Below are 26253 nucleotides of genomic sequence, written 5' to 3' on the forward strand. Positions count from 1 at the left end.
TTATTGATCATCTAGTTGACTAAAGCGCAGTGTCAAATAATCAAGCACACTGCGCACTGAGGGTAATAAACCGCGCCGTGAGGGGAAAACGGCATGGATAATTTCATGGCGCAGTGACCACTCCGGTAATAGACGGATGAGTTCACCTGCGGCCAATTGCTCCGTCACCATCATCACCGGAAGCTGCACCGCCCCGATACAACTTAGGGCAGCGCTGCGTAATGTAGTCATGTCTGCGGTCACCAACCGGGGTTGATGATAAATGGCCGCGTGCGCCCCTTCTGGCCCCGCTAAATTCCAGATAAATTCCTGCTGGGGCTGCCCTAGCCCAAGACTTGGCCAGCCGGTCAAATCAGCGGGCACTCTCACTTCCCCAAGGCGTGCAATCAATTCAGGGCTGGCAACCAGGCACTGGCAGCGGTTACCCAACACCTTCAGCACCAAATCACTGTCTTGCAGTGGCGGTGGCCGTACTCGAATAGCAATATCAATGGCTTCAGCCACCGGATCAACCTGCCGGTTGGTCGCTTCAAGATGAATGCTCACCAGCGGGCAACTGGCCATAAAATCCGCCAGCATGGTGCTGACCGTGGCCTGTAACAGTGCCACTGGGCAAGTTATACGCACCACCCCACGGGGTTCTGCTCGCGTTAAATCAATCGATTCTTGCGCAGCTTTGGCTTCTTCCAGCATCGCTTTGCAATGTTCATAATAGGTGCGCCCGACCTCCGTCACTGCAAAGCGCCGGGTTGATCGCTGAATTAATCGCACCCCCAGCCGCTCCTCCAATAAAGCCAACCGCCGGCTTAGTTTTGACTTTGGCACTCCCAATACTCGAGCTGCGGCACTGAATCCGCCGTGCTCGACCACCTCGGCATAATAATAAAGGTCATTGAGATCCTGCATACCTTGCCTTTCTGTTACCTACAGTTAGTATTGTTCCAATAATAGAACGGTGATGATCACTTTTGCTAACTACTGCTTAGATTATCCTGAATATATACTTTACCCAATCTGTAGCCAAGCAGATTGAACTGTAAGGCTGCTCTCTATTATTAAAGGTGTTGTAAGGAGATTACGATGAAAAAAGTCCAAGGTATTTATCGTGCGCCGCGCCAACATTGGGTGGGTGATGGTTTCCCGGTTCGTTCACTGTTTTCATACCAAAGCCATGGCAAACAACTCAGCCCATTCCTGCTGCTGGATTATGCCGGGCCGATGGATTTTACCCCGACCCAGCACCGTCGGGGTGTCGGGCAACATCCACATCGTGGCTTTGAAACCGTGACCATTGTGTACCACGGTGAAGTTGAGCACCGTGACTCCACCGGCAAAGGTGGCGTGATTGGCCCTGGTGATGTGCAGTGGATGACGGCAGGTGGCGGTATTCTGCACGAAGAGTTTCATTCAGATAGCTTTGCACAACGCGGCGGTGCTTTTGAAATGGTGCAGTTGTGGGTCAATTTACCGGCCAAAGACAAAATGACCGCACCGGGTTATCAGGCCATTCGCAGTGAAACTATTCCTCAGGTTACATTGCCTGAGGGCGCGGGTAGTCTACGCGTCATTGCGGGGGACTATGCTGGGGAAAATGGCCCTGCCCAGACTTTCTCCCCCTTGAATGTGTGGGATATCCGGCTAAATCAGGGCAAAAGCACTGAGTTTTCACTGCCCGATGGCTGGAACACCGCGCTTATTGTGTTACGCGGTACTGTGCAGGTTAATGGCGATGCCGTTGCCCGTGATGCAGAAATGGTGTTGTTGGGTTCTGCCGGTAGCAAGGTTATTGTCGAAGCCAATAATGACGCCGTGCTGTTATTGCTCAGTGGTGAGCCAATCGAAGAGCCTATTATCGGTTACGGGCCTTTCGTGATGAATACCCAGGAGCAAATTGCCGAGGCTATCGCTGATTTTAACAGTGGCCGCTTTGGTTCGATGGATAATCTCGCCTAGCCACTGATCTAGTCGCTCGCCATTACCTGATATGACCCTTGTCAGGTAATGGCACTTAACTTGTTATCAGACAATACCTGTTATCAGACAATACCTGTTATCAAGCAATAATAGTTATTGGTGTTCATTAAAAATAACCTCCGTTCGGCCCGATACTCACGACAAATCCCCTCTTTCCCTGCCCGGTTATCGACTAAACTTAATGCTATATCCCGATACAGCAATAAAACTGACATAAATAAGACTGCCGTATTATTTTGCATGCCGTACATTAATGAGTATTTAAATATTAATTTATCATTAATCTTATTTTCTTTATTAAAAAATAGTGCTATTTCAATAACCCCAGAGGTCACTTCACTTAAGCAACATAACTGCCAAGCGATTCTTTTTCATAGGAATTCATAATGAAAACAAAAAAGACAGTAAAATGGCAGAAAACTGAGCCGTCTGATTATGACGAAAACAATGCCTTATTAAGCGCATTAGATAACTCATTAGCTATTATTGAGTTTGATCTTTACAGCCGTATTATTGAAGTTAATCAGAATTATCTTAATTATTTTGGTTATCAACGCGAAGAAGTCATTGGTCAACCTCATTTAATGTTTTGTCATCCCGATTATGCCAACAGCGAAGAATACCAAAAAATCAAAAAATGCTTACTCGCCGGGCAATCACTGGAAGGTCATTTTGAGCGATTACATAAAGACGGTTCAACTGTCTGGCTGGCGGCTATCTATCAGCCGGTTCGCGGCCCTGACGGTACAGTCACCCGAATGGTCAAAATCGCCAAAGACATTACCTTTTTCATTGAGCAACAAAAATTAAGCCGAGCATGGGTGAAACTTTATCCGGTGTTAGCGGCATTAGTTCAAGAACGCCCACTCGACGAAGTGATGTCTATGCTGTGCCACGAAATTGAGCGAATTGCCCCCGAGGTGACCGCCAGCATTTTACAGATCAATGGGGAAAGTTATCTTACTCCCCTTGCCGGCCCCTCTCTACCTCCAGTTTATACTGCCGCACTCTCCTGTGTGCCTATCGGCCCCTATGCTGGCTCCTGCGGTACAGCTGCATTTCGCAAACAACCCGTTGAAGTACAAGATATCGCCACTGATCCGCTATGGGAAAATTATCGTCATTTGATTCTACCTCACGGGCTGCTAGCATGCTGGTCAACACCTATTCTCTCCAGCCAAGAGCAAATCCTCGGGACTTTTGCTTTTTATTACAAACAAATACGAGGCCCCAGTGAATTTCATCGCCAATTGGTCAAGTTAACGGCTGATTTGTGCTCTCTTGCCATGGAGCGGGAACTATCACGCAAACAAATTCAACATTTAGCTTTTTATGATTCATTAACCGGGCTGCCCAACCGCAGCCAGTTTTGGGTTTATGCTAAACAAGCCATTGCCTTAGCGGCTGAAATGAACTATCCACTGGCCGTACTGGTGATTAATCTGGATCGTTTTAAACAAGTCAATGACTCGCTCGGCCATGCGGCGGGTGATGCATTGCTCGCCGCTATCGCCGAGCGCCTGCGTGACAGCCTGCCCAAAAATGACATCATTGGTCGCCTGTCTGGTGATGAATTTATTATTATTCTGGCCTCCAGCCCCCTGCAACAAACCACGGCAAGAGTAGAAAAAATGCTCAGCTTGTTGTCGCAGCCTTGTCAAATAGCCAATATGAATATTATTCCTTCGGCCAGTGTGGGGATCAGTTTGTATCCGGAAAATGGCACGGAGATAGACACCTTGATGAACCATGCCGATATCGCGATGCATAAAGCGAAGAATATGGGCCGTGGGCATTTCAATTTCTTCAGTGTGGAAATGAATAATCTCAATCAACAGCGCCAGGATATGGAAGATGCGCTGCGTCATGCATTTCATATTGGCTCCCTTGAGCTATTCTATCAGCCGCAAGTGATGTTAAAGGATGGCCATCTGTATGGTGTCGAGGCGCTAAGTCGCTGGAGTCATCCGGTATTGGGCAATATCCCGCCGCAACATTTTATTCCTATTGCCGAGGAGAGCGGCCTTATCAACGAGCTTGCCCTGTGGGCGATTGATACCGCGTGCCGGCAACTGGCGGACTGGCGCTTACGGGGCATTGATGTTCCGTCGGTGTCAGTGAATTTATCCCCGACTAATTTCCATAACCCCGGATTACCGGACATGATTTTACATATTTTGCATCATTATCACTTGCCGCCACAGGATCTAACACTGGAAATTACTGAAGATATATTAATTGAAAGTAACCCGACAATTTTCACCACTATCGAAAAAATTCATCGTCTGGGTGTTCGGTTATCAATGGATGATTTTGGCACCGGTTATTCCAGCCTCAGTTATCTGCGCCGCCTGGATCTTGATGAAATCAAGCTGGATAAAAGTTTCGTCCATGACCTTGAACATGATGAAACCAGCCGAACCTTGAGTGAAGCCGTGATTCGCATCGGTGAAAGTCTGCAATTATCAGTGATAGTCGAGGGGGTCGAAAACGAAGCCCAGCGCACTTTGCTGAGTCGACAAGGTTACTTAATTGGTCAGGGATTCCTGTTTTCAGAGGCACTACCCGCCACCAAACTGGAGGAGTGGCTGGAACAGCGCACCGCCATTGGCGGATAAATGGCATTTAGCTTATGAACAACAAGAGATATATAATTGGTTGTAGTAATCTATTGGCAGGTTTAAATGCCCATAAGTGACGTTGTCACTGTAACCGGGTCACTCGCGTGAAGTTGGGCGTCCCCCACCTTTTCATCTGTCGGCAAATTCTTTATCCTTGCTGCCTTTGTCATCTGGATGTTGCCTTATTGTTATGCAAAAAAATGCTGTTATGCGAAAAAATGCTGTTATGCGAAAATTTCTCTTCCTACTGTTAAGCCTCATTCTGCTCGGCCCTCTGGGCATCGACCTTTACCTACCGACCATTCCCGCGATAGCCAAGGGCCTGAATAGTAGCGAGTCACTCATTCAATCCACCATCGCCCTGTTTATTCTGGTGCTGGGTATCGGCCAACTGATCGCCGGGCCATTGGTTGACAAATATGGCCGAAAACCGATTGCCATTATCGGTATCATCCTTTACATGCTAGGTGCCGCGATGGCCGCACTGGCTGTCAGCCCCTTGATGTTTGTCAGCTCGCGCCTGTTGCAAGGCGTGGCGGTCTGTTGCACCGCGGTAGTGGCATTCAGTGGTGTCCGTGACCGCCTCAACGGCAATGAAGCTGCCCGTGCTTTTGGTTTCCTCAATGGCACCTTAAATATCGTCCCGGCGCTGGCCCCCTTATTAGGCGGGCTATTGGCCGAAGCCTTTGGCTGGCGAGCACCTTTCTGGTTCCTGGCTCTGTATGGGTTGTTAGTATTAATCCTGGTGATTGTCTTCCTACCGGAAACCCGGCCGGCCAATACGCAACCGGTAAAAAGTTTGCCGATAAAAAACTATCTACGCATTTTGCGTGATGACCGCTTTCTGATTTTTGCGCTGGTGAATGCCGGTGCGATGGGGATGGCATTGACTTATGTTTCATTGGCACCCAATGTCCTGATGGTCGGGGCGGGGCTGACCCCACTGCAATTCTCCTTAGTATTTGGAGCGAATGGTTTCTGGATCATGGGCGTCAGCTTTGTGGCGAACCGAATTATCCAGAAAGTGGGCCGCCCCACCTGCTTGATGACCGGTAGTGTATTGATGGCACTCGGCTGCTTCGGTCTGCTCTATGGCCTGGGATTATCATCTGAGGTACAGCAACATTGGCTGGTTTACATGTTGCCCGTTGCCAGTGCCTGCGCCGGTTTAGCCTTTATGATGGGCCCGGCCACCAGCTATGCACTGGAACCTTACGCCAATGAGGCCGGTGTTGCCTCAGCCTTGGTGGGTTTTGTGCAAATGGCGGGCGGTGCGGGACTAGGTTTGCTCGCCATGGCCTTGCCAATTGAACCTAAATTATCATTGGCTATTGTGATGTTAGCGGGTTGCTTACTGGCGTGGCAGGCTCGCCGTGCCAGTAAACATGTGCGCGGTAACTTGCAGAAAATAAACTAGCACGCAGCTTCAATGGTTAATAAGAAACCTATTACCCAATTGAATTGATGTTGTAGCAAGGCAGCAAACGAACTCATCCCGATGAGCTGACATAAGTCAGTGATTCGGGTGACAAATCTTCCGGGAGCAGATTTGAACGCTGCTTGCAGCGGCCTCGCAGAGGCGAGGCCCATGGACGGGCCGAGTAACGAGAACCGCTAACACCGCTACAGCGTCAAGTCAAACAGGTAACGCGACTTGCCAGCGCACACATCAACTCATACCCCACAGTTCCCGCGGCCTGTGCCACATTATCAATCAACACATTTTCGCCCCACACCTCAACTTTGCTGCCAATCTGCGCTTGTGAGCAGGGCGTTAAATCCACCGTGAGCATATCCATCGAGATAGCCCCCACCGTGTGAGTCATTATACCGTCCACCATTATCGGGGTTCCATTGGGTGCAAGTCGTGGATAGCCATCGGCATAGCCACAAGCAACCACCCCAATGCGCTGCATCCCATTGGCGCGATAGCGGCTGCCATACCCCACACTTTGCCCTGCAGATAATGATTGCACCGCAATAATTTCACTGCGCAAACTCATCACCGGGCGCAAACCCATACCCGCAATATCCGCAATATCGCCACTGGGTGACGCGCCATAGAGAATAATCCCCGGCCGCACCCAGTCATAATGAGTCTGTGGATGACGCAATATCGCTGCCGAGTTAGCAAAGCATCGCACCGCCGGAATAGGCCCAGTGGCCTGTTGAATCTGAGCGAATTGTTCATCGATGCCGATAGGATTATCTGCATTGGCAAAGTGGCTCATTAATGTCACTTCGCCAACATTACTGAGGCTTTTCGCCCATTGCCACACCGCCTGCGCTTGCCCAACAGGAAAACCCAACCGATTCATACCGCTATTGAATTTCAAATAAATATTGAGCGGAGCTGTCAGGCGGGCTGCTTTAATGGCTTCCAGTTGCCAATCACTGTGGACAGACGTGGTCAGACGATAATGATCCAGCAGCACTAAATCTTGCGGCTGGAAAAAACCTTCCAGCAGTAAAATTGGCCCTTGCCAGCCCTGTTCCCGCAGTAAAATAGCTTCATTTAAATCCAGTAAAGCAAAGCCATCGGTGGCCGCCAGCCCCGGCCAAATACGTGCTAAACCATGACCATAAGCATTCGCTTTGACCACTGACCAGATTTTAGCTGTTTTGGCACATTGGCGAACAATACTTAAATTATGGTGCAATGCAGATAAATTCAGCGTGGCAGATATCGGGCGAGGCATGCTTATTCCTTCCAAAACAATATTCAGTGGTTATTATCAGTAAGCCATTATTATCAATAGGATTGTATTAGCGCACGGGATGAATATCTTGCAATGGCGTCATATTCAGTGGCCGAAAGCCCGCGCTATAGCGGGAGACCGCAAGATCATCCGCCAAAATAGCAGGACGCCGACCATACATAATATCGGCCAATAATTGACCTGAACCGCAGGCCATAGTCCAACCTAGGGTGCCATGGCCGGTATTGAGGTAAAGATTTTTCAGTGAGGTTCGCCCCACAATCGGCGTACCGTCCGGCGTCATCGGCCGCAAACCGGTCCAAAACGTGGCCTGACTGATATTGCCGCCATCGGGATACAGATCGCCGACCACCATTTCTAGTGTTTCTCGCCGTGCCTGTTCCAGTTGGGTATTGAAGCCCACGATTTCCGCCATGCCACCCACCCGAATACGGTCATCAAAACGGGTAATGGCAATCTTGTAGGTTTCATCCAGCACAGTAGAAAATGGCGCAAAAGCCGGGTTGGTGATGGGGATAGTTAGCGAGTAACCTTTTAGCGGATAAACCGGGATCGACACCAACCCCGCCAGCAGTGCGGTAGAATAAGCGCCAAAAGCCACGACATAAGCATCGGCTGTCATAATATCGTCGCCACACAATACTCCCGCGATTTGAGAGCCATCCACCAGCAATTTATCCACTGAGCGATTGAAGATAAATTTCACCCCCGCCTGCTCGGCCATTTTTGCCAGCCGCTCAGTAAACAATTTGCAGTCGCCGGTTTCATCATTGGGGAGACGTAAACCGCCGGCGAGTTTATGTGAGACTTTTGCCAATGCTGGCTCCACGCTGGCCAGTTGATCCGCAGTTAATAATGAATACGGCACCCCCGCATCATCCAATACCGCAATATCTTTGGCCGCATTATTAAATTGCTGTTCAGTTCGGAATAATTGCAGAGTTCCGCCCTGACGCCCTTCATATTGAATACCCGTGTCTTCGCGCAGATCTTTTAAACAATCACGGCTGTATTCAGCCAGGCGCACCATACGACTTTTGTTAATCATATAGTGGGAAGTGTCGCAGTTTCTTAGCATTTGCCACATCCAGCGCAACTGGGCGGCGCTGCCATCAAGATGGACAGCCAATGGCGCATGGCGCTGGAACATCCATTTAATGGCTTTCAGTGGGACTCCGGGGGCGGCCCAAGGGGCGGCGTAACCCGGTGATATTTGGCCCGCATTACCGGCGCTGGTTTCCTGAGCTGGCCCGTCCTGCCGGTCAATGACCGTGACATCATGCCCATCTTTCGCTAAGTACCAGGCACTGGCGACACCCACCACACCACTTCCTAAAATGACAATGCGCATATCATCCCCTACACCAAAAATGCATCAAAAGCATAATATTCCGTTGACAGAAAATTAACCCAGCAGAAAAAACTATCCAACATATTAATGATAGATTGTGATTGCATTCACAATTAATTTACGCCGCAATAACTTTTCAATTCAATAGCCGGAGGAAAATAGCGATAAGATGCTGCTTTTAGCGAGTTATACGAAATAATGACTGAAAATTGCCCTAATTACCCCTGTTAACAGCATGAATAATTAGCATGTTGCGGAAGTCAGTTTTATTGGTTTTATATTCTAGCTAACCAGTAATTATTTAGAATAATAATCCAATAAAATCTTTTTTAAGATTGTTGATTCTGCCGGTAAAAAACAATCTAAATTAAAATAGATGAGAATCGTCAAAATACTTGTCGTGGGAAAGATAACGGATATTCATTGACATAAGGTCAAGCCATGCCTCAATTTGTTCATATTGAGCTAGGATTATTGAAGTGACCAGTATTTTGCAGGGTTATAAACCGTGAGGATGCGCTAATGACAACTTCAACATCGAAAAACACCGCGCAGGATAAGCGCCTGACTGACGGCCCGGACTGGACATTCGAACTGTTACAGGTCTATCTGGATCAGATAGACCGGGTGGCAAAACATTACCGGCTTGATACCTACCCCCATCAGATAGAGGTCATCACCTCAGAACAAATGATGGATGCCTATTCAAGTATTGGCATGCCGATTAACTATACCCATTGGTCTTTCGGTAAAAAGTTTATCGAAACCGAGCAAAAATATAAGCACGGCCAGCAAGGCTTGGCCTATGAGATTGTGATTAACTCCAATCCTTGTATTGCTTATTTAATGGAAGAAAACACCATTACCATGCAAGCCTTGGTGATGGCTCACGCCTGTTATGGTCATAATTCTTTCTTTAAGAATAACTATTTATTCCGCGCATGGACGGATGCCAGCTCCATTGTTGATTATTTGCTGTTTGCCCGCCATTACATCAGTGAATGCGAAGAACGCTATGGTGTGGAAGACGTTGAGCGGCTGCTCGATTCTTGTCATGCGCTAATGAATTATGGCGTTGACCGCTATAAACGTCCGCAAAAAATATCATTAGTTGAGGAAACTGCGCGCCAAAAAAGCCGGGAGGAATATCTGCAAAGCCAGGTCAATTCATTGTGGAAGACATTGCCACGAAAAGACCGGGAAGAAGTGCAAGCCCAAGCTCAGCGCTACCCCAGTGAGCCGCAAGAGAACCTACTTTACTTTATGGAGAAAAACGCCCCACTGCTCGAGTCATGGCAGCGGGAAATACTGCGGATTGTACGTAAAGTCAGCCAGTATTTTTATCCACAAAAACAGACCCAAGTCATGAATGAGGGCTGGGCGACTTTCTGGCATTACACCATTCTTAACCATTTATATGATGAAGGCCGGGTCAGTGATCGTTTTATGATGGAGTTCTTACACAGCCACACCAATGTTGTGTATCAACCGCCGTATAATAGCCCTTATTACAGCGGTATTAACCCTTATGCCCTTGGGTTTGCTATGTTCCAGGATATTAAACGCATCTGCCAGTCTCCTACCGAGGAGGATTATTACTGGTTTCCGGATATTGCCGGTAAAGATTGGCTGGATACGCTGCATTTCGCTATGCGCGACTTTAAAGATGAAAGTTTCATTAGCCAGTTCTTATCACCGAAAGTGATGCGTGATTTCCGTCTATTCACGGTGTTAGATGATGACAAGCATAACTATCTGGAAATTTCAGCTATTCATAATGAAGATGGCTATCGTGCCATTCGCAATGAATTGTCTGCTCAATATAATTTGAGTAATCATGAGCCTAATATTCAGGTATGGAATGTTGATTTGCGCGGGGATCGCTCTCTGACACTGCGCTATATCCCTCATGACCGCGCACCATTGGATAAAAGCCGCCAGCAAGTGATGAAACATATCCACCGCTTATGGGGGTTTGATATCCATATGGAGCAGCTCAATGATGATGGCAGTATTGAATTGATCGACAGCGTCCCACCCAAAGCCAATAAGCTCTAATGTTGGCCGTCTATCGAGTAAAAGGGCTAACCGCCCCTTTCAGACTAATGACGAACCACGATGACTCGATCTCGGGTGGTGAGGACGGACAGAAGAGTAAAGCGTCCGCGCCAGGGATGGCGCGGCTCGAGCCTACAAGGATGTATTGACGGCGTCTTTACGATCTGCCTGTTTTCACCGCTGCGGGCACTTTGTCAATAACCTCAAGGGGCTAACCGCCCCTTTTTGCTTTTCTGCTTCGCCGCGTTTTCGTCTAGCGGCGGACTTCCGTCAAATCACTTGGCATGGTGCTTTGCATGCCGTGCCAAATAGCCCCGCTCTCTTTACCGTAGGTTCGCAGGCAGTCCAACACGTGGTCGTAGGCTTTCTCATCACAAAGTGTCGACAACTTGCTATAAAATGTCAGTGCCAACTTACGCGCTTCTGGATTCGAGAAATAATAACGGCCAACACGGGTATAAAGCCCTTTCAAACCATTCAGGATTAAACCATAGATAGGGTTACCCGAAGCAAAAGCTAAACCACGGAAAATACCGTAATCCAGTGCAGTGAAAGACTCGGCGTTATCATCAACTGTTTGCGCTTGCGCCAGAATTTCCTGCGCCTTTTCCGGATGATTGCGAATAGCAGTCCGGACAAAGATGGTAGCGATATTGGTTCGGACAGCCAGTAAGTTGTCTATCAATTGTGGCACGCTGTCGTGGTCAAGCCGCGCCAGTGTCTCCAGAATATTAAGGCCGGACGTCTCCCAAAAGTTGTTTACTTTCGTCGGTTTACCGTGCTGAATAGTGAGCCAGCCATCGCGGGCTAGCCGTTGTAGCACTTCGCGCAATGTTGTGCGGGTGACTCCAATCAGCTCTGAAAGTTCTCGTTCCGCGGGCAAAATGGTGCCTGGAGGGAAGCGATTATTCCAAATACTTTCAATAATATACTCTTCCGCGAAACCGGCAGGACTTTGCGCCTTTATAACCATATTTTTTGACGTTCCGTAGCGATACATATCAGCAAGTTAGTATGCTCATCATACCAGACGACGGAATCCTGATATAGCTCCAGAGCCGTACAAATGGTGAAAGCAGTCATAAAGTTGCAAAAATGGTGCAAATGTAATGATGAACAGATTATACCTATTGCTTTTAAGCAAATCACGTAAAGTAAAATGTAACCTTGGGCAGTAATAACACCATATATCCTAAATAATTCGAGTTGTAGGAAGGCGGCAAGCAAGAGACAAATCGGTCGGGAATCGATTTGAACAGCATTTATGCTAGCCCGCAGGGTGAGCCTCAAGGATGAGGCTCATTAGTCCCGCTGAACTTACAGCAGTAAGTGATTCGGGTGATTGCGCGCAGCCAACGCACATACAGCTTGAAGTATGACGGATGCAATAACTTATTAAGGAGACCGTAGCTCACAATGGAAATGACCATTAGACAAGCCGTACTGAAAAATTTTCTGGGGAGTTCACCCGATTGGTACAAACTGGCAATTATAGCGTTTCTCATTATTAATCCGCTGGTATTCTTCTTTGTCAGTCCTTTTGTCGCCGGTTGGATGCTGGTTGTTGAGTTTATCTTTACACTGGCAATGGCCCTAAAATGTTATCCATTACAACCCGGTGGCTTATTAGCCATTCAAGCCGTTGCTATCGGGATGACCAGCCCGAATCAGGTAGCCGAAGAAATTGCCAATAACCTCGAAGTCCTGCTGTTACTGGTGTTTATGGTGGCGGGCATCTATTTTATGAAGCAGTTATTATTGTTTATTTTTACCAAACTGCTGCTGAATATCCGTTCAAAAATCGTTCTCTCATTAGCATTCTGTGTCGCTGCTGCTTTCCTTTCAGCGTTCCTGGATGCGCTGACCGTTATCGCCGTTGTCATTAGTGTCTCCGTTGGTTTTTATACTATTTATCATCACGTTGCCTCAAATCATTCGGATAAAGACATCAATGATGATAGTTGGATAGACAGTCAGGAAAATCGCAAAACACTGGAACAATTCCGCGCATTCTTGCGCAGCCTCATGATGCATGCTGGCGTGGGGACGGCGCTGGGGGGCGTGATGACCATGGTGGGCGAACCGCAAAACCTGATTATCGCCAAAAGTGCCGGTTGGAATTTTGGTGATTTCTTTATGCGGATGTTGCCCGTCACTCTGCCAGTGCTGTTTTGCGGATTGTTGGTCTGCGTGTTGGTCGAGCGTTTTAAGCTGTTTGGCTATGGTGCGGAGCTACCGGAGCGAGTACGCCATGTTCTGACGGATTATGACCAACAAGCTAGCGCGAAACGAAATCGGCAGGAGAAAGTGAAACTGCTGGTGCAAGCATTCATTGGTGTCTGGTTGGTGCTCGCGTTGGCGTTGCATTTAGCTGAAGTGGGCTTAGTGGGGCTGTCGGTGATCATTCTCGCCACCTCTTTCTGCGGCATCACCAGTGAACATGCGCTGGGTAAAGCATTTCAGGAAGCATTGCCTTTCACTGCGCTGCTGACGGTATTTTTCGCCGTGGTTGCGGTAATTATTGAGCAAAATTTATTCACCCCAATTATTCAGTTTGTTTTACAATCCTCACCGTCAGCTCAATTATCCCTATTTTATCTGTTTAACGGCTTACTGTCCTCGGTCTCTGACAATGTCTTTGTCGGCACGGTGTACATCAATGAAGCACGGAAAGCATTTGAATTGGGAATTATCTCACTCCAACAGTTCGAGTTATTGGCCGTCGCTATCAATACCGGTACCAACCTACCCTCTGTCGCCACACCTAATGGGCAGGCCGCGTTTTTGTTCCTGTTGACCTCGGCACTCGCCCCATTAATTCGCCTATCTTATGGTCGAATGGTATATATGGCCCTGCCTTATACCATTGTGATGACAATTGTCGGCCTGCTCGGTGTTGAGTACTTATTAGTGCCTGTAACGGAGTGGATGATGCAAAGTGGCTGGATAAGTTTGCCTCATCTCGCTGCGGGGGTTAGCATTACACACTGATGAGTTAAATTATCGTCTGTACCAGCCCATCCCCGTCCCGTATAAAGGGGCTACAATGGGCTGATAAAACAAACCAATATCTCACCCAAAGCAAAATTGATGATCGTGATGGCCGATATACGCGAGAAATAGCTGATTTTTGCCTAATTTTACCTTTGGGTAGCTGGCAGCAAAGATGAATTGGTTTACACTGCCAGTACAATTGCTTACTGCATGGAAAATAAAGATATGTTGCAATTCCTTAACCGCTGCTCTAAAGGGCGCGGTGCTTGGCTGTTAATGGCCCTGACTGCACTTGTATTAGAATTAGTTGCGCTCTATTTTCAACACGTAATGCTGCTTCAGCCTTGCGTAATGTGTATTTACGAACGGGCCGCATTATTCGGTATTCTTGGCGCATCACTGCTGGGTGCCATCGCGCCTAAATCTCCTTTGCGCTATTTGGCTATTTTCATCTGGATTTACAGTGCATGGAGAGGCGTTCAGTTAGCTTGGGTACATACGATGCTGCAATTGCACCCATCGCCTTTCACAACCTGTGATTTCTTTGTCAGCTTCCCGTCATGGTTACCGCTAGACAAATGGTTCCCTGCTATCTTTGTTGCCAGTGGCGATTGTGCAGTAAAACAGTGGGAATTCCTGTCACTGGAAATGCCGCAGTGGTTAGTCGGCATTTTCGCCGCTTATCTGCTTATGGCGGTATTAGTGCTAATCAGTCAATTTGTTAAGCCGAAAAGACGCGATCTGTTTAGCCGCTAGCTTTTATTTTGGCTGACAGTTTTTATTTTGGCTGATAACTTTGACTGACAATTTTTACACATATCTTTATCTATTTAAGGCGCCCAAAATGTGGCGCCTTTTTTATATTCTGACAGCTGACAGCCCAAATCCCTAGGCTCACAGTTTTTTGATTAACGAATAATGCCGCGTGCAGAGCGACTGAAAAATGGCTGATAAGGCAGTAATATTTGCCACTCTCTCGCCAATATTTCAATTTCTTTATTTACCTCGGCCAGTTGCTTCCCTCGATGATAAATAAGTTCGTAAGCACTTTTAACCGCCTGCTGATCATTGCTGTCTAGCCAATCATCCCGGACTCCTGTACCTCTTATTCCTACAGGCACTGCGCGATTCCCTTGTGCAATAACATAAGGCGGTACATCCTGCACCACGCAAGCCGCTATATTGACTAAAGCATGAGTGCCAATAACACAAAACTGATGTACCGCACTGCCGGCACTAATAATGGCAAAGTCATCAACTTCGACATGCCCAGCCAATCCCACATTTGATGCCAAGAAACAATGGTCGCCCACAATGCAATCATGTCCAATATGAACATGGCTCATCAGATTATTATCATTACCAATATGTGTAATTCCACCGCCCTGTAAAGTACCGCGATGAATAGTGACATTTTGCTGAATCAAATTGCGGCTGCCAATGACAACTCGTGTGCTCTCGCCCTTGTATTTAAGATCCTGACTAACCTCTCCGATGGAGGAAAATTGTCCAATATAATTGTCACATCCAAGCTCGGTAATACCATTAATCACAATATGCGATTTAAGCACCGTGCCGGAACCAATAGTGACTTGAGAACCAATGTAACAAAAGTGACCAATATGTACATTCGCACCAATCACCGCCCCCTCCTCAATGATTGCAGAAGCAGAAATTATCGCGGTGTTATCAATCAAGCTATTTAATTCTCCTGGTGGAGGACTCACTTACTGCTCTGTGGGTAACTTCAAGACTGAATAAGGACTAATCCATCCATTGGTTTAATCGGATTTACTGACAGAAAACAGGTAGGAATAGAAAATATGGCCGTCATGCTGACTCAATCGACCATACAAAAACCCCGGTAATAACCAGGGTTTTGAAAGGATGCCGGTACTTTCCCGGCCGTCATGTTATGGTGTAAGCGTCCGTCGTACACTCCAACATTACACAGCCTAAGCACGACCATTGCATAACAGAGAAACACACTGTAAATATCCTTAATGCGCTTTTCTGTTAAACATCTTATCTCGCGACTCACTCACAGTAATCGACACAAACACTGCCATACTTTAACTTCAGACGATTAATAATCATACAGTGTTATAATATTTCATCAAGGCAAATTGAACATGATTTTCTATTTCAGATGAATCTGGATTTTTTATTTCTTGCCGACGAGGAGCAAATAATTAATCTCCCCGTGACACAACTAAAAAGGCCGCCCTTCACTATGGCAGCCTTTTTCAGATTATTATCCCAGTATTACGCTTTGCTATGGGTACAAATATATTGACTCGCTTGCTCACCATCAACAATCGCCAAACGAATGGGCATAGTGGAGATGTTAAGAGCCGCAATAACATGTTCCTGGTTATTGGACTTCTGGAAGATTAGCGATTCGCCCTGACCTTCCGGATTAACTTTAACAAACTGGAATACTGACTTATCGATGGTCAGCTGTTGATTAGGCCCATCCAATACCGCAGAAAGGTTGCCGCCCTCTTTCAATTCGCAGTCAAGATTAATTAATGAAGCCCCAGCGGCCTGAACCTGATGTGAAACACCACCTAATGTGGTGGATATACCGATGATAACAGCGGCTAAAGTAGAATATTTCATTTTTTTAAGTTTCTTGGTTAAATTTCGGCGCTAGTATGCCATATCTGGCTGCTTATAGTGACGAGTTATCTGGCCCACTGTGGTTTATTCAATATGTGGTCTTGCCAGTCGATCACTTCGCTTTCACGCACCGCAATATGACGTACTGAAATTCGCTCGCCGTGCATGGCGGATTTTGAACCCGATAATAATGGGTGCCAATGAGGTAAATCATGACCTTCGCCAATTAAGCGATAGGCGCAGGTAGGCGGCAACCATTCAAAAGTCACCAAGTTTTCGCGAGTTAACTTGATGCAATCCTCTTCTAATTCAAAGCGGCGCTCATAGTTACGGCATTGACAGGTTTTGAGATTGAGCTGATCACAGGCCACATTGGTGAAATAGATTTCATCCGTGTCCTCATCAATCAGTTTATTCAAACAACATTGGCCGCATCCGTCGCACAGTGATTCCCATTCACTGTCTGACATCTCAGCAAGTGTTTTTTGTTGCCAAAAAGGAGGTTGTGACATAACGGTATCCGCTGTAATTGAAAAAGAGAGAGTTGAATGAGCGGGTGTTTATAGACGCTTTGGCTACCAGATGCAAGTTTTGCCGCCCAAGCAATGGCCCAAGCGGCAGACATTCACTTAGATTATGCGGGTGTTCAATGTTTTACCATTCAGCATGATTTTTAGCATATCACCCGACTTCATCGGGCCGACACCTTGTGGTGTCCCCGTCAACACAACATCACCAGGGCGCAATGTAAAGAAACGGCTGATATAGCTTATCAATGGAATAATCGGGGTTATCATATCGCGGGTATTGCCCTGCTGACGGATTTCATCATTGATGGTCAGGGATAAATCAACCTGCTGGGCATCGCCAAACTCGGCCACGGGGATAAAACCCGAAATCGGGCACGAACCATCGAATGCTTTAGCTTTCTCCCACGGCTGACCCGCTTTCTTCAAGCCGGCCTGCAACTCACGCAAGGTTAAATCCAATGCCACACCATAACCCGCAATAGCACGAGCCACTCTATCTTCAGTAGCTTGTTTTAACGGGGTGCCGATCAACACAGCCAATTCCACTTCATGGTGTACGGCACCTAAATCTTTCGGGATCGAGACCGGTTGGCGAATATCGCACAATGCTGTTTCCGGTTTCATAAACAGCACCGGCTCGGCTGAAGCTGCACTTCCCATTTCTTTAATATGTTCGGCATAGTTACTGCCGACGCAAACCACTTTACTCACTGGAAAATCCAGCAAAGCCCCTTGCCAGTCTCTATGTTGATACATACGGCCTCTCTTGAATTTACATCCTGATAGACACTACACCGCGGGCATTATTGACTAATGCTATCCGCCATCATACCAATGCTGATGGCGAAATAGTAAGAACGGTTCCAGTGCATTATGGTTCGGAAATTATCATAAACCAGAAACGCGCGCCCTTGAACATCATCGGGCACAATCACCCAAGCACGCAAATCAGGGTTAGCCACACTGCCTTTAGGGATAACGCCAAGCTGCCGCCATTGTGTGACTGTTTTGGCTTGTCTCTCTTTCAAACCGGCAAGTGCAACATTGAAGCCCTCAGGCAACTGAGCTTCCTGACCCCAATCCATGCCCGGTTTCCATCCCTCAGTAGACAGATAGTTAGCGGTTGAAGCAAATACATCATCAATATTATTCCAAATATCGACTTTTCCGTCGCCATCGCCATCAGCCCCATAGGTCAGGAAAGAACTGGGCATAAACTGGCTTTGCCCCATGGCTCCGGCCCAAGACCCTTTCAATTGCGGATCTTCCACGCGACCTTGTTGAATTATCTCCAGTGCGGCCATCAGCTCTTTGGTGAAAAATGCCTCGCGCCGCCCTTCAAATGCCAATGTCGACAAAGCCGAAATCACATCTTCTTTACCTTGAATTTTACCAAAGCCACTTTCCATTCCCCACAGTGCCACAATGTAGCGTTCCGGCACGCCATAGCGCGCAGCCACGGGCGATAACTGCGGCTGATAGCGCTGATAAATTTCTTTGCCCTGCGCTATTTTACTCGGGGTCAGAACTTTGGCGAGGTAGTCATCCAATGTGACTTTTTTTTCTAACTGGTTACGATCCGATTGAATAACCCGGTCAACAAAATGAATATTGGCGAAAGCGATATCCAACGTGGCGTCACTGATCCCCTTCGCGCGGGCCTGGGATTTCAATTGTTCAACATAAGCAGGAAATTGCGCCGGATCCCGCCCCTGTTCGGATAACATTTGTTTGCTATTGGCGGCAGGGGCTGGGCTCGGTACAGATGGCAATGCAGCAGCTTGTGGTTGCATTGGAGCAGCGGTGTTCTTTTTGGCACACCCCATAGATATTACAGCCGCAATGGCGACTGTGATCATAGACAATTTCATCGACGCGTTCCTTTATAGAGCCATCGCCAGCGAGAAAACTAGCCTTTCGTTTCACCCAAATGCATTTTCAGCAAACTTTCTGGTGGCGGCGGGACTTGCAGATAAAAGCCCTGATCAACGAGCGCGTTCTTCACTTTTTCAATATCCGCCGTTGCCAAGCTTTTTCGCTCATTGAGTGAAAGCAGCATCGCAAATTGCGGTTGACCAAAACTGGCGAGTAACTCAGCGGGCACTCTCGAAAAATCATCTTTCTTTTCAATATAAAGGTAAGTTTGATCCCGTTTCGGGCTTCTGTAGATAGCACAAAGCATGTTCTGGACTCTAGTCGATAAATTCAAGGGTAATATACCCTAAATAATTCGAGTTGCAGGAAGGCGGCAATTGAGTGCCCCCCAGAAGTTTACTCAAGTAAGTGACTGGGGTGAACGAAAGCAACCAACGCACATGCAGCTTGAAGTATGACGGGTATGGCTGATGATTATAACACGCCAGGCTATATCACATATCTGAGATATCAATAGACGGGGATATCGATGCCTATCCTGGCAGCACAGGGATCTGGGGCTAAATAGGAATTCCTGGCATTATCCACTCGCGGACGGGGTTGATGTTCTTGCTGTTGGCATTTCATCTGTTTTTCTTTTTCATTCCTGGCGACATCAGCATCCATTCGCGCTTTTTCCTCATCTAATTGCCGTTGCCATGATTCAGCATCATGAGCCGCCCCTCGCAGCGCTTTGCGTTTTTCTAAGTAATCGGTAGAAACCTGACTATCTTTTGGCAATTCAGCGTGATAGCTAAAATCAGCCCCGGCGCGAAAAGGGGTTGATAGGGCAATAACACAGATAAATGATAATGGGACGAAATTCCTTTTCATCATTGACTTCCTTTAGATTAGCTGATGCAGAAAGCCAAAATATCACAAAATGATTATCATTCTCAATATACAATCATTAAATATAACATTGATTCATGTCGCTTATAGTAAAAGAAAAAAATCCTGAGTTTTATGACGCATCCATTTTCTCGACATACTGTGCAAATTGACAATGTATTGGGACTGACAATGTATTGAGTGAGATTGCTCCGAAATAATATTGCGAGGTATTTCACTGAACCAATAATAGCCACATTCCATTTCCCATTTCATCGCCATCTTAAAAGCCATAATAATGGTCTACCATGACCGCATTTTATAAAAAACAACTTCACTTGATAAAAAATGACCACATTTGATAGAAATTAATGGTTTTTATGGGCGACGCCGTACTGACATAAAGCCAACTTTATTGCTGAAAAAATACACAACTCAATCACGTCAGTGATATACACCAAATATAAGCTGGTCGGGGCTAGCGAATAAGCAGAAGTTATGCTGTAATTTCTGGCAAGTTTGGCGTCATTATGGCGTTATAGTTTCAATATATTGATACGGATAGATTTCTTTTTATATTACCTATAACATGCTTGGGAACATCAGAATATTGTACCTCGAATGATATTTCGGGGATTAACGCAGCTGAAACTGAGTCAGGATAGATGTCACAATCGCCAATTGAGTTAAAAGGCAGTAGTTTTACCCTATCGGTCATTCATTTACATGATTCACGACCGGAGGTAATCCGTCAGGCATTACAGGAAAAGGTAGAACAAGCGCCTGCTTTCCTGAAAAACGCCCCTGTTGTGATTAACGTTGCAACGTTACCTAACGGTGCTAACTGGAAAGATCTCCAACAGGCTGTCACTTCAGCGGGTCTGCGTATTGTTGGCATCAGTGGTTGTCAGGATGAACGTCAAAAACGTGCAATAGCACGGGCAGGTTTGCCGTTACTGAGCGAAGGTAAAGGCCAGAAAGTGGCACCAGAGCCAGTTATCAGCCCGCCGGAAAATGTTCCTACCAAGACACGAATTATCAACACGCCTGTCCGTTCCGGCCAACAGATTTATGCCCGCAATTGCGATTTGATTGTTATCAGCAGTGTCAGCGCCGGAGCTGAATTAATTGCCGACGGCAATATTCACATCTATGGAATGATGCGAGGTCGTGCGCTAGCAGGTGCATCCGGTGATGCGCAGTGCCAGATTTTTTGCACGCATCTGGGGGCTGAACTAGTCTCTATCGCAGGACAGTACTGGTTGAGTGACCAGATCCCCAGTAGTTATGTTGGTCAAGCTGCGCGTTTGCATCTGCTGGATAACGCATTAACTATACAACCTTTAAATTAAGCCCTTTTGACAAGGAATCCATTTCATGGCACGCATTATTGTTGTTACATCGGGTAAAGGGGGCGTTGGCAAGACCACATCAAGCGCGGCTATCGCAACCGGCTTGGCCCAAAAAGGTAAAAAAACCGTTGTTATCGATTTCGATATCGGTCTACGGAACCTGGACTTGATTATGGGATGTGAACGCCGGGTAGTTTACGATTTTGTTAATGTGATTCAAGGTGATGCAACCTTGAACCAGGCATTAATAAAAGATAAGCGCACAGATAATTTGTATATTCTGCCCGCCTCTCAGACCCGAGACAAAGACGCCCTGACCAAAGAGGGTGTTGAAAAGATTTTAAACGATCTTGGCGAAATGAATTTCGAGTTCGTGGTATGTGATTCGCCGGCGGGTATTGAAAGCGGCGCGTTGATGGCGCTGTATTTTGCTGACGAAGCCGTCATCACCACTAACCCTGAAGTTTCCTCAGTCCGTGACTCAGACCGTATCCTTGGCATATTGTCATCCAAGTCGCGCCGAGCAGAGAGAGGCCAGGAACCAATTAAAGAACATCTGCTGTTGACCCGCTACAATCCAGGGCGTGTTAATCGCGGCGATATGCTTAGCATGGAAGATGTCCTCGATATTCTGAGGATCCCACTGGTTGGCGTTATTCCAGAAGATCAGTCAGTACTGCGCGCCTCGAACCAAGGTGAGCCTGTGATTCTGGACAAAGAGTCAGATGCCGGTAAAGCTTATGACGATACCGTTGACCGTTTGCTAGGAGAAGAACGCCCCTTCCGCTTCATTGAAGAAGAGAAGAAGGGCTTCCTGAAACGCCTTTTTGGGGGATAAACCATGGCTTTGTTAGACTTTTTTCTGTCCCGCAAAAAACCGACAGCCAATATAGCCAAGGAACGGCTGCAAATTATCGTCGCTGAGCGTCGTCGTGGGGACAGTGAGCCCCATTATTTGCCTGACTTGAAACGCGATATTTTGGCGGTTATTTGTAAATATATTCAGATCGATCCTGAAATGCTGCATGTGCAATTTGAGCAGAAAGGAGATGATATTTCGGTGCTTGAACTTAACGTGACATTACCGGAAACGGAAGAAACGCCTAAATGATTTCTTCGCAATAACTATCCCCTGTATTTATTTACAGGGGTAGTTTTTTAGTTGACTGTATATATATCCAGTCATATTCTCGTTATATTCATCCACTATAAATATACCCACCAGGATAAGATCATTCTTCTTCTCTATTTGGGCTATTTATAAACGAGTGATAAATTAAAACTCAAACACCCAGAGTGAAGTCTCCCCCACCCTGAATATCCATTAATATTGCTGTAAAATCTCAGTCAATGCTGGCGACAATAATTCACCGCGCCAACCACTTAATAATTCAGGCTGAGTTTCTGTTAATTTCAATTTCCAATGCCAACTGAGTAATTGGTTTATTTGGCGGCGTGATGCCAGTAACTCACTGCTTAGCCCGCTGCGCTCACTAACAGAGGCAATAAGTGCTTTAATATCTTTAAAGACTTTCTTGTAACCCGGCTGATCAATCAGATTAATAACCGGTGGCGGCAGTTGATCCTCAGGGACGGCATTACCTTCAGCCACCAGCGCCAGCAAGGTGCGGCCATGATAGCGAATCTCCTGCCCACTTAAACCTAGTGAGTCCAGCTCACCCAGCGAGGTTGGCTGATAACGGGCAACTTGCCATAGGTTCTCTTCGCGAACAACAAAGTTCACCGCCAGGTCGCGCTCACGAGCTTGACGCAAGCGCCATGACGCCAGCTTTTGCAGACAAGCCAACTGACGGCCACGCAACTGCCAGGCATTGGTGATTTCGCGATAAGCTAATTCAGGGTCGAGTGTTTCACTGCGACGGCGACACAACAGCTCACACTCGTCAATAGCGGCGTCCATACGCCCGGCAGCTTCGGTCGCCTCAACCAATTTAGCGGCCAACGGCAACAAATAAAATACGTCCGCAGCGGCATAATCACACTGTTTTTCACTCAGAGGCCGAGCAATCCAATCGGTCCGAGATTCACTTTTATCTAATTCGATACCTTCAAACTCATTCACCAACATGGCAAAACCACAAGATAATGAACGGCCAGAAAATGCGGCCAATACCTGGGTATCAATCATCGGCGTGGGCATTATTTCAAAGGCATTTAAAAAGACTTCGAGATCTTCACTACCCGCATGCAGATATTTAACCACATTCAAATCTTGCAGCAACTCACGGAAAGGTTGCCACTGCGTAATGGGCAAAGGATCAATGAGTGAAAGTTGTTCACCGTCATACAGTTGAATCAGGCCCAACTGAGGATAGTAGGTGCGGGTTCTGACAAACTCTGTATCCAGCGCAACATGGGCATGTGTTCGGGCTTGTTCGCAGACCTGCTGCAAGGCACTGTCGGTCGTGATCAACTGATAATTCAAAACGTGATTCTCTATAAGTCGTTAGTGCTATGGCAAACACAACAACGCCGGTGATAACCGGCGTTGTTGATGATGATTGAGTGACTCTCATATTAAGTTAAGCCGCGTTTTGCTCGCTGGCTTTAGCCTTAACCTGTTCGTCACGCAGTTCCCGACGCAAAATTTTACCGACATTCGATTTCGGCAACTCGTCACGGAACTCTACTATTTTCGGTACTTTATACCCTGTGAGGTAGCGGCGGCAATGGGTTAGCAACTCTTCCTGCGTCAATGTGGCATCTTTTTTCACGACAAACAATTTTACTGTCTCACCGGAAACCTCATTAGGCACCCCTACCACCGCAGACTCCAGCACTTTCGCATGTAACGCCACCACATCTTCAATCTCATTGGGGTAGACGTTAAAACCGGAAACCAGAATCATATCCTTTTTGCGGTCAACAATTCGCAAGAAACCTTGTTCATCTATCGTCGCGATATCACCTGTTGCCAGCCATCCCTGTTTTAGGACTTCATCGGTCGCTTCGGGCCGCTGCCAATAGCCTAACATAACTTGAGGCCCACGCACCCACAGTTCGCCCGGCTCACCCAAAGCAACCTCGTTACCCTCATCATCAACCAGCCGAACATCGGTAGAGGGTACAGGCAGGCCAATACTGCCGCTGTAATGTTTCAAATCATAAGGGTTGCCAGTGACTAACGGCGAACACTCGGTTAAACCATAGCCTTCCAGTAAATGTTTCCCGGTCAACTTTTCCCACTTTTCGGCCACAGCTTTCTGTACCGGCATCCCGCCGCCGACAGAAAGGCGCAAAGTGGAGAAGTCTAATTTGGTGAATTCCTCATTATTTAACAGCGCATTAAATAATGTGTTTACCCCGGTCATCGCCGTGAATGGGTAGCGACTGAGCTCTTTCACCATGCCCGGTATATCACGCGGGTTAGTTATCAATAAACTGCGGCCGCCCAGTTCGATAAATAGCAGGCAGTTCATGGTCAACGCAAAAATGTGATAGAGCGGTAGCGCCGTCACCACCAGCTCATGGCCTGGTAGTAACAATGGTGCATAGGCCGCTTTAGCCTGTTCCAGGTTCGATTGCATGTTACGATGGGTCAACATTGCCCCTTTCGCCACGCCAGTAGTGCCGCCGGTATATTGCAAGAATGCCATATCTGTATTGATGACATCCGGCTTCACATATTGCATGCGGCGGCCTTTCTGTAAGGCCGTGCGGAATGAAATGGCATCGGGCAAATAGTATTTTGGCACCAGCCGCTTGATGTATTTCACCACGAAATTGACCAGTGTCCCTTTCGCCGTCGACAACTGATCGCCCATACGCGTTAAAATAACGTGCTTAACTTGGGTCTTAAACACGATTTTTTCCAATGTATGGGCAAAGTTGGAAACAATAACGATAGCCGCTGCGCCACTATCATTGAGCTGATGCTCCAGCTCTCGTGGGGTATACAGTGGGTTAACATTCACCACAACCATGCCAGCACGCAGAATACCAAACAAAGCAATAGGATATTGCAGCAGGTTAGGCATCATCAATGCAACGCGATCGCCTTTTTGCAATCCCAGACCTTGCTGTAGATAGGCGGCGAAAGCACGGCTACGCTCTTCCAGCTTACGGAAGGTCATCACCTCCCCCATATTGATAAACGCAGGTTGGTCCGCATAACGCAACGCGGCATTCTCAAACATTTCCACCAAAGAAGAATAGCGATCCGGGTCAATTTCTGCGGGGACATCTGCCGGGTATCGCTTTAGCCATACTTTTTCCAAGGTAGCGCTCCTGAAATTATTATGAGTCACCAGATAGGCTGGCAAACTTATTTACACCAGAACTTTAACAATATTTTAACTCAGCTTACCAGTTTGCTTTTAAACAATTTTGAGGTTGGGATATACATCACTATTTTTTGGCGCTGAGATCATAAAAATAATCAAGCCAGTTAATGCTGATGGAAAAAATAACAACAAAATCAATGTATTAATCTGACCGAATAACATTTACAACCTAACTAACTGATCATAAATAACTTTTACATCCACGCAACCTAAAGCAAATGTAAAAGGGCGCTGAATTCAGCGCCCTTCTCGATTAACCCTATAGTCTATATCGCCCAACAGCCATGGAACTCTCTCACTACTCCGTCACAATGGTTTGTATCGGTGCTGGCCCTGGATTGTACCAACCACCCCATCCTGGCCCCCACATTCCGGGGTGACGATAACCCCAAGGGTCCATCATGGGTGGCATTAACACTTGCTGCTCAATATGCCAGCGCTTATAGCCCGTGGCATTCATTACCACGAAATCATAAGGTGTCTGGCCAATTTTACCCGCTTCAACACCGGTAATTGGCCCAACAACAGTGACAAGATGCCCACGGAAATCGACGGGTTCAAGGAAACCATTCACATAAGCAATGACTCGGCCCTGTGAAGGTTCGCCCAAAATAGGTCTGGCCCCCGAATCTAACGGCACACTGGCAATTTCAAGCCGGGTGCGATGCGCTTCGTTGGTCACACTAATCACTGTTCCACCAAAACGTGCTTCCTGACCAATAAAAACCTTGGGATCAGTGCGAACCAAGTTAAGATTTTGCTGCGGTGTCGCGGTCGTGCCCTGAATCGCCGGTGGGATCGTGACACAGCCGGAAAGTAGCAAAGCGCTCAATCCTAGCCAGCCATAGCGCCATTTACGACTTCTGTTCTGGGTAGATTGAGCTGTTGATGTGTTTATCGCCATAGCATGCTGCTCCTTATCCTATCGCTATCTTAATATTTTAGACTCTCATCAGGATGATAAGTTGTTAAATATTTCAAG

The 26253-nt window shown here is 47.0% G+C and carries 23 protein-coding genes; 9 read left to right on the plus strand and 14 right to left on the minus strand.

Going from position 1 to position 26253, the window contains the following annotated elements; all coding sequences use genetic code 11:
- Window positions 1-906 carry a LysR family transcriptional regulator gene (locus tag FTA91_RS16760; RefSeq protein ID WP_145583655.1) on the minus strand — a complete coding sequence of 302 codons (906 nt, stop codon included), beginning with the start codon at window positions 904-906 and terminating at the stop codon, window positions 1-3.
- Between the two features lie 174 nt (window positions 907-1080).
- Here FTA91_RS16760 and FTA91_RS16765 point away from each other — a divergent pair, with 174 nt between their 5' ends.
- The 3 genes from FTA91_RS16765 (at window position 1081) to FTA91_RS16775 (ending at window position 6012) form a co-directional block, all read left to right on the plus strand.
- Complete coding sequence (locus FTA91_RS16765; protein ID WP_050113530.1) at window positions 1081-1953, plus strand: pirin family protein; 873 nt, start codon at window positions 1081-1083, stop codon at window positions 1951-1953.
- A gap of 407 nt (window positions 1954-2360) precedes the next feature.
- The gene (locus FTA91_RS16770; RefSeq protein WP_145583657.1) at window positions 2361-4592 is read left to right on the plus strand and encodes a bifunctional diguanylate cyclase/phosphodiesterase; all 2232 of its coding nucleotides are present in this window, start codon (window positions 2361-2363) and stop codon (window positions 4590-4592) included.
- A 229-nt stretch (window positions 4593-4821) separates the two neighbouring features.
- A complete protein-coding gene (locus FTA91_RS16775; RefSeq protein WP_145535664.1) occupies window positions 4822-6012 on the plus strand; it encodes a multidrug effflux MFS transporter in 1191 nt (396 codons plus the stop codon).
- A 214-nt stretch (window positions 6013-6226) separates the two neighbouring features.
- On the opposite strand, the gene dadX is transcribed toward FTA91_RS16775, so the two are convergent.
- Together dadX and FTA91_RS16785 are read right to left on the minus strand one after the other, a co-directional pair.
- Window positions 6227-7294 carry a catabolic alanine racemase DadX gene (gene dadX, locus FTA91_RS16780; protein ID WP_050113527.1) on the minus strand — a complete coding sequence of 356 codons (1068 nt, stop codon included), beginning with the start codon at window positions 7292-7294 and terminating at the stop codon, window positions 6227-6229.
- A gap of 67 nt (window positions 7295-7361) precedes the next feature.
- A complete protein-coding gene (locus tag FTA91_RS16785; RefSeq protein ID WP_050113526.1) occupies window positions 7362-8666 on the minus strand; it encodes a D-amino acid dehydrogenase in 1305 nt (434 codons plus the stop codon).
- A gap of 522 nt (window positions 8667-9188) precedes the next feature.
- Here FTA91_RS16785 and FTA91_RS16790 point away from each other — a divergent pair.
- Window positions 9189-10724, plus strand: coding sequence for a SpoVR family protein (locus FTA91_RS16790; RefSeq protein WP_050113525.1), 1536 nt, complete (start codon window positions 9189-9191; stop codon window positions 10722-10724).
- A gap of 253 nt (window positions 10725-10977) precedes the next feature.
- Here the strand turns inward: FTA91_RS16790 and fadR are convergent, their stop codons facing one another.
- Window positions 10978-11697, minus strand: coding sequence for a fatty acid metabolism transcriptional regulator FadR (fadR, locus tag FTA91_RS16795; RefSeq protein ID WP_050113524.1), 720 nt, complete (start codon window positions 11695-11697; stop codon window positions 10978-10980).
- A 443-nt stretch (window positions 11698-12140) separates the two neighbouring features.
- Here fadR and nhaB point away from each other — a divergent pair, with 443 nt between their 5' ends.
- Entirely contained in the window at window positions 12141-13715 is a 1575-nt protein-coding gene (gene nhaB / locus FTA91_RS16800; RefSeq protein ID WP_050113523.1) for a sodium/proton antiporter NhaB, read from the plus strand.
- A 228-nt stretch (window positions 13716-13943) separates the two neighbouring features.
- On the plus strand, window positions 13944-14474 hold the full coding sequence (dsbB, locus tag FTA91_RS16805) for a disulfide bond formation protein DsbB (RefSeq protein ID WP_032821267.1): 531 nt from the start codon (window positions 13944-13946) through the stop codon (window positions 14472-14474).
- Between the two features lie 152 nt (window positions 14475-14626).
- Here the strand turns inward: dsbB and lpxA are convergent, their stop codons facing one another.
- From lpxA to FTA91_RS16840, 7 genes are all read right to left on the minus strand, one after another.
- Window positions 14627-15415 carry an acyl-ACP--UDP-N-acetylglucosamine O-acyltransferase gene (lpxA, locus tag FTA91_RS16810; protein WP_050113522.1) on the minus strand — a complete coding sequence of 263 codons (789 nt, stop codon included), beginning with the start codon at window positions 15413-15415 and terminating at the stop codon, window positions 14627-14629.
- 568 nt (window positions 15416-15983) lie between these two features.
- The gene (locus FTA91_RS16815; protein WP_050113521.1) at window positions 15984-16340 is read right to left on the minus strand and encodes a hypothetical protein; all 357 of its coding nucleotides are present in this window, start codon (window positions 16338-16340) and stop codon (window positions 15984-15986) included.
- Window positions 16341-16405: 65 nt separating this feature from the next.
- The gene (locus FTA91_RS16820) at window positions 16406-16852 is read right to left on the minus strand and encodes a YcgN family cysteine cluster protein (protein ID WP_038633306.1); all 447 of its coding nucleotides are present in this window, start codon (window positions 16850-16852) and stop codon (window positions 16406-16408) included.
- 117 nt (window positions 16853-16969) lie between these two features.
- On the minus strand, window positions 16970-17626 hold the full coding sequence (locus FTA91_RS16825) for a fumarylacetoacetate hydrolase family protein (RefSeq protein WP_050113520.1): 657 nt from the start codon (window positions 17624-17626) through the stop codon (window positions 16970-16972).
- Window positions 17627-17673: 47 nt separating this feature from the next.
- On the minus strand, window positions 17674-18741 hold the full coding sequence (locus tag FTA91_RS16830; protein ID WP_186377379.1) for a lytic murein transglycosylase: 1068 nt from the start codon (window positions 18739-18741) through the stop codon (window positions 17674-17676).
- 38 nt (window positions 18742-18779) lie between these two features.
- Window positions 18780-19052 (minus strand): YcgL domain-containing protein, encoded by a 273-nt coding sequence (locus FTA91_RS16835; RefSeq protein ID WP_050113518.1) that lies wholly within the window; start codon window positions 19050-19052, stop codon window positions 18780-18782.
- A gap of 203 nt (window positions 19053-19255) precedes the next feature.
- Window positions 19256-19618 carry a hypothetical protein gene (locus FTA91_RS16840; protein ID WP_050113517.1) on the minus strand — a complete coding sequence of 121 codons (363 nt, stop codon included), beginning with the start codon at window positions 19616-19618 and terminating at the stop codon, window positions 19256-19258.
- A gap of 662 nt (window positions 19619-20280) precedes the next feature.
- Between FTA91_RS16840 and minC the strand changes: the two genes are divergently transcribed.
- From minC to minE, 3 genes are read left to right on the plus strand one after another with little or no spacing between them, the layout of a single operon-like run.
- Complete coding sequence (gene minC, locus FTA91_RS16845; RefSeq protein ID WP_050113516.1) at window positions 20281-20967, plus strand: septum site-determining protein MinC; 687 nt, start codon at window positions 20281-20283, stop codon at window positions 20965-20967.
- Window positions 20968-20992: 25 nt separating this feature from the next.
- Window positions 20993-21805: a septum site-determining protein MinD gene (gene minD / locus FTA91_RS16850; RefSeq protein WP_004390679.1), complete on the plus strand. Its 813-nt coding sequence runs from the start codon at window positions 20993-20995 to the stop codon at window positions 21803-21805.
- A 3-nt stretch (window positions 21806-21808) separates the two neighbouring features.
- Window positions 21809-22078 carry a cell division topological specificity factor MinE gene (gene minE, locus FTA91_RS16855; protein WP_002211180.1) on the plus strand — a complete coding sequence of 90 codons (270 nt, stop codon included), beginning with the start codon at window positions 21809-21811 and terminating at the stop codon, window positions 22076-22078.
- Between the two features lie 213 nt (window positions 22079-22291).
- Here the strand turns inward: minE and rnd are convergent, their stop codons facing one another.
- From rnd to FTA91_RS16870, 3 genes are all read right to left on the minus strand, one after another.
- The gene (gene rnd, locus FTA91_RS16860) at window positions 22292-23413 is read right to left on the minus strand and encodes a ribonuclease D (RefSeq protein WP_050113515.1); all 1122 of its coding nucleotides are present in this window, start codon (window positions 23411-23413) and stop codon (window positions 22292-22294) included.
- 97 nt (window positions 23414-23510) lie between these two features.
- Window positions 23511-25205: a long-chain-fatty-acid--CoA ligase FadD gene (gene fadD / locus FTA91_RS16865; RefSeq protein ID WP_145583659.1), complete on the minus strand. Its 1695-nt coding sequence runs from the start codon at window positions 25203-25205 to the stop codon at window positions 23511-23513.
- Between the two features lie 364 nt (window positions 25206-25569).
- The gene (locus FTA91_RS16870) at window positions 25570-26175 is read right to left on the minus strand and encodes a Slp family lipoprotein (protein WP_050113513.1); all 606 of its coding nucleotides are present in this window, start codon (window positions 26173-26175) and stop codon (window positions 25570-25572) included.
- Window positions 26176-26253: the final 78 nt, after the last annotated feature.

Origin of the sequence: Yersinia thracica, assembly GCF_902170565.1 — a bacterium.
Lineage (GTDB): Bacteria > Pseudomonadota > Gammaproteobacteria > Enterobacterales > Enterobacteriaceae > Yersinia > Yersinia thracica.